General features: G+C 55.9%; 3 protein-coding genes and 1 pseudogene. 3 read left to right on the top strand and 1 reads right to left on the bottom strand.

Annotated features, from left to right (window positions below):
- Positions 1-148: 148 nt before the first annotated feature.
- Positions 149-1,057: a LysR family transcriptional regulator gene (locus VZP09_RS08540; protein WP_002904893.1), complete on the bottom strand. Its 909-nt coding sequence runs from the start codon at positions 1,055-1,057 to the stop codon at positions 149-151.
- A 216-nt stretch (positions 1,058-1,273) separates the two neighbouring features.
- Here VZP09_RS08540 and VZP09_RS08535 point away from each other — a divergent pair, with 216 nt between their 5' ends.
- From VZP09_RS08535 to VZP09_RS08525, 3 genes and pseudogenes are all read left to right on the top strand, one after another.
- Positions 1,274-2,260, top strand: a complete 987-nt coding sequence (locus tag VZP09_RS08535) for an aldo/keto reductase (protein WP_032444848.1) — start codon at positions 1,274-1,276, stop codon at positions 2,258-2,260.
- 46 nt (positions 2,261-2,306) lie between these two features.
- Positions 2,307-3,488 carry an aldo/keto reductase gene (locus tag VZP09_RS08530; RefSeq protein ID WP_135686805.1) on the top strand — a complete coding sequence of 394 codons (1,182 nt, stop codon included), beginning with the start codon at positions 2,307-2,309 and terminating at the stop codon, positions 3,486-3,488.
- Positions 3,489-3,553: 65 nt separating this feature from the next.
- A pseudogene (locus VZP09_RS08525) lies at positions 3,554-3,768 on the top strand (SMP-30/gluconolactonase/LRE family protein); the annotation flags it as partial.

Below are 3,768 nucleotides of genomic sequence, written 5' to 3'. Positions count from 1 at the left end.
TAATTTTTCTCAGCGTTACCTCTTGTTTATCCATTATTAGCAAACAGCACGCCTTGCAGACTACCTGCGGCTTCCTGCAACTGAGCATTCTGAATAAGCGACGGGGCGATAAAGCCGATAACGCATCGTTCAGTATGGAGGCACTATTTCACAACCCCAGCGGCCTGGCCTCCTGTATGAACTCAATCAGAAGGCGAAGCCCGGTCGGCAATTGCCGGCGGCTTGAATAATAGATATGAAAACCTTCCTCCAGTGGGGACCATTCCGTAAGCACCAGACGGAGCCGTCCATCCTTGACATAGGGTGCAACAAGAGGCTCCGGAAAATACATCAGGCCAGCCCCGCCCAATACGGCCACCAGACCCGTTTCGGCATGATTGACCGTCACTGAGCCTGGCACTGTCATTTGGTATGTTTCGCCGTCTCGCGCAAGTTCCCAGCGATAAACCCGATCGTCACCGAGACGATTGCTGATGCAGCGATGGTGTAATAAATCATCCGGATGTTCAGGCGTTCCGTAGCGTTCCAGGTAATCAGGGGAGGCCGCGATAACCCAGCGAATATCGGCAGATAAACGCCGGGCAACCATGTCCTCCGGGACGGTGCCACCATAGCGGATGCCGGCATCGAAGCCCGCATCAGTCACGTCAACCATACGGTTGCTGGCCACAATATCGATTTCAATATCGGGATAGCGATCCATAAAAGCGGGCATGACCGGCGCAAGCAAAAGATTTGCCGCTTCAACGGCTGCATTGATGCGGATACGTCCGGTAGGGGTATTGCGATACCGGTTAAGCGATTCAAGCGCGCCTTCTATGGTGTCGAAAGGCTGAAGAACAGACTGAACCAGTTCCTCACCAGCTGCCGTAGGGGTGACGCTCTTGGTCGTGCGATTAAGCAGGCGAACTCCGAGCCGGGTTTCCAGTCCCTTCAGGGCATGACTCAGCGCTGATGCACTGACGCCTAGTTCTATTGCCGCACGGCTGAAGCTGCGATGACGTGCAATCGCCATGAAATAAATAAGATCGGCAACATCAGCTCTGCTTATTTGCATACAGAATAGTTTTCCTTATGCGGCGTTAAAACCCGAATGCGTTGATGAAGAAATGATATACACCTTAGACCGATTAGGGCTAATCCATTGCTGAATTTTTTTCACAAGTCCATTCATGCACGTCCACTCACTGTACACGTTGTGCTTCGTTATTCTTGAAAATCATGCGCTCTGGCTGGTAGGCCAGGGCGGAACACTCATCTAACGGAGCCGTTTATGAACTATACGCATCTTGGCCGCACCGGCCTGAAAGTCAGCCGCCTTTGTCTCGGAACCATGAATTTTGGTGACGTCACCGACGAGAAGACCAGCGCCCGCATTCTGGATGAGGCGCTTGAGGCGGGTATCAATTTCATTGATACAGCAGACGTGTATGGCACTGAACAATCTCCCGATATCCAGCAAGGCTCGGGGCTGTCCGAGGAAATTATTGGTCGCTGGCTTCAGCAGGGTGGCCGCCGTGAACGCATCGTTCTGGCGACAAAAGTCTATCAGCCTATGGGACCGGGCCCGAACGATCGCCGGCTTTCTGCGTATCATATTCGCAAAGCCTGCGAGGACAGTTTGCGACGGCTTAAGACCGACCATATTGACGTCTATCAGATGCATCACATCGATCGTCATACGCCGTGGGAAGAGATCTGGCAGGCCATGGAACTGCTTGTTCAGCAGGGAAAGGTTCTTTATATCGGTAGCAGCAATTTCGCGGGCTGGGACATTGCGACTGCGCAGTCAGTCGCCACGGCCCGTCATTTCCTGGGCCTGGTCGCCGAGCAAAGTCTCTACAATCTGACTGCCCGCACCATTGAGCTGGAGCTCATTCCCGCATGCCGCCATTTTGGCCTGGGGTTGATCCCCTGGAGCCCACTTGCCGGAGGGCTGCTTGGCGGCGTACTGAAAAAGATGGCAAGCGGGCGCCGAGCAAGGCCCGCGCTTGCCCGCCAAATTGAACAGTATCGTCCGCAGCTGGAAGCCTATGAAGGATTATGTGAGAACCTCGGCGAAACCCCTTCCGATGTGGCGCTGGCCTGGCTCCTGCAGAATCCTGTCGTTACCGCTCCACTGATTGGGCCTCGTACGGTCGAACAACTCCAGCAGGCGCTTCACGCAACGACAGTCACGCTATCAGACGACACCATGAGCTGTCTTGACGAAATCTGGCCCGGCCCCGGGGGAGAAGCGCCTCAGGCTTACGCCTGGTAATGACCAAATTAATGAATCCTTTCTTCGTTATAGGGAGTTCCAGTTTATGAGCAAGATGATGCATGACCAGCCTTCTGCTGCCGTACCCGCTTCCCGGGACCGGCGCAATTTTCTGATCGCCGGCGCCGGTCTGGCGTTGGCCGCAACCACCCTTGGCAGGAGCGGAGCCGTGATGGCGAAACCGGCTGGTCAGGACACGCCGAACGCCCCTGCAGATGCTGTTCCCGTCCGGAAGGAAACCTTAACCACGCGTAAACTCGGCTCGCTGGAGGTGTCCAGCATGGGACTCGGTTGCCTGCCGATGGTGGGCTATTACGGCGGAGGTCCGCGCGATCGTAAAGCCATGGTTTCGCTCATCCGGGCAGCCTTCGAACAAGGTATCACGTTCTTTGATACTGCCGAGGTGTACGGCCCCCATCTCAGTGAAGAATTTGTCGGGGAAGCACTCGCTCCCGTTCGCGATCATGTGGTGATTGCCACCAAGTTCGGCTTCGGCGTGGAGGAGGGGAAGCCCACTTCCCTTAACAGCCACCCTGACCATATCCGCCGTGCCGTAGAGGGCTCACTAAAGCGTCTGAAAACGGACCACATCGATCTTCTTTATCAGCATCGCCCCGACCCGAATGTGCCGATCGAGGATGTGGCGGAAACCGTGAAGGCGCTGATCCAGGAGGGGAAAGTGAAACACTGGGGACTGTCGGAAGCGAGTGCCAGGACAATCCGCCGCGCACATGCGGTACTCCCTGTGACTGCAGTGCAGAGTGAGTATGCCATGTGGTGGCGGGAACCAGAGACGCGGATAATTCCAACGCTCGAAGAGCTGGGTATCGGTTTCGTACCTTACTGCCCGACTGCCCGCAGCTTCCTCGCCGGAGCAGTCAATTCAAGCCAGCGGTTCGACAGCACCGATCGGCGGCATAACCTGCCACGCTTCCAGCCCGATGCCCTGGCCAAAAACATGGTGCTGCTTGAATTTGCGCAGTCGTGGGCCCGTCGCAAAAACACCACTCCGGTTCAGTTCGCGCTGGCCTGGGTAATGGCCCAGCGGCCCTGGATTGTCCCTATCCCGGGTACGACGCAATATCCGCACCTGATAGAAAACAGCGGTGCACCGCAAGTCCGGTTGACGGACAGCGAGCTACGCGAAATCGATGCGGCGCTTGCCAAAATCCCATTGCAGGGCGGTCGCGCCGATCCGTTTACCGAAAGTCAGTTTGATAAAAGTTAATACCTGCTGTCACAGGGAGACTGCAGGTGAAGTCTCCCTCTGTATTATTGCCGGGGATAAACCACATGAATGGACTAAATCATAACGCGCTTACATGCAGTGCCGTCCCCATACCGCCCTGGGAGCGTTCTCTTCAGACCGTGGAGGCCCAGCCGTACTTCAGCGTTTCACAGGCGTCGCTCGTGCTCGAAGGGATCGTGTTCGATCGGAACAATAACCTGCTGTTTGTTGATGTGGCGACGGGGCGCGTGTTTAAGCTAACCCCGGAGCGGCAGCTTTC

The sequence above is a fragment of the Klebsiella sp. EMBS2024 genome, assembly GCF_036233805.1.
In the GTDB taxonomy this organism is placed as follows: Bacteria; Pseudomonadota; Gammaproteobacteria; order Enterobacterales; family Enterobacteriaceae; genus Klebsiella; species Klebsiella pneumoniae.
The sequence above is the reverse complement of the archived record's forward strand: the minus strand, read 5'-3'. Positions and strand labels throughout refer to the sequence as shown.

What these genes read in the sequence shown, in the direction of transcription:
- VZP09_RS08540 (WP_002904893.1), bottom strand. Translation starts at nt 1,057, where the DNA reads ATGCAAATAAGCAGAGCTGATGTTGCCGATCTTATTTATTTCATGGCG.
- VZP09_RS08535 (WP_032444848.1), top strand. Translation starts at nt 1,274, where the DNA reads ATGAACTATACGCATCTTGGCCGCACCGGCCTGAAAGTCAGCCGCCTT.
- VZP09_RS08530 (WP_135686805.1), top strand. Translation starts at nt 2,307, where the DNA reads ATGAGCAAGATGATGCATGACCAGCCTTCTGCTGCCGTACCCGCTTCC.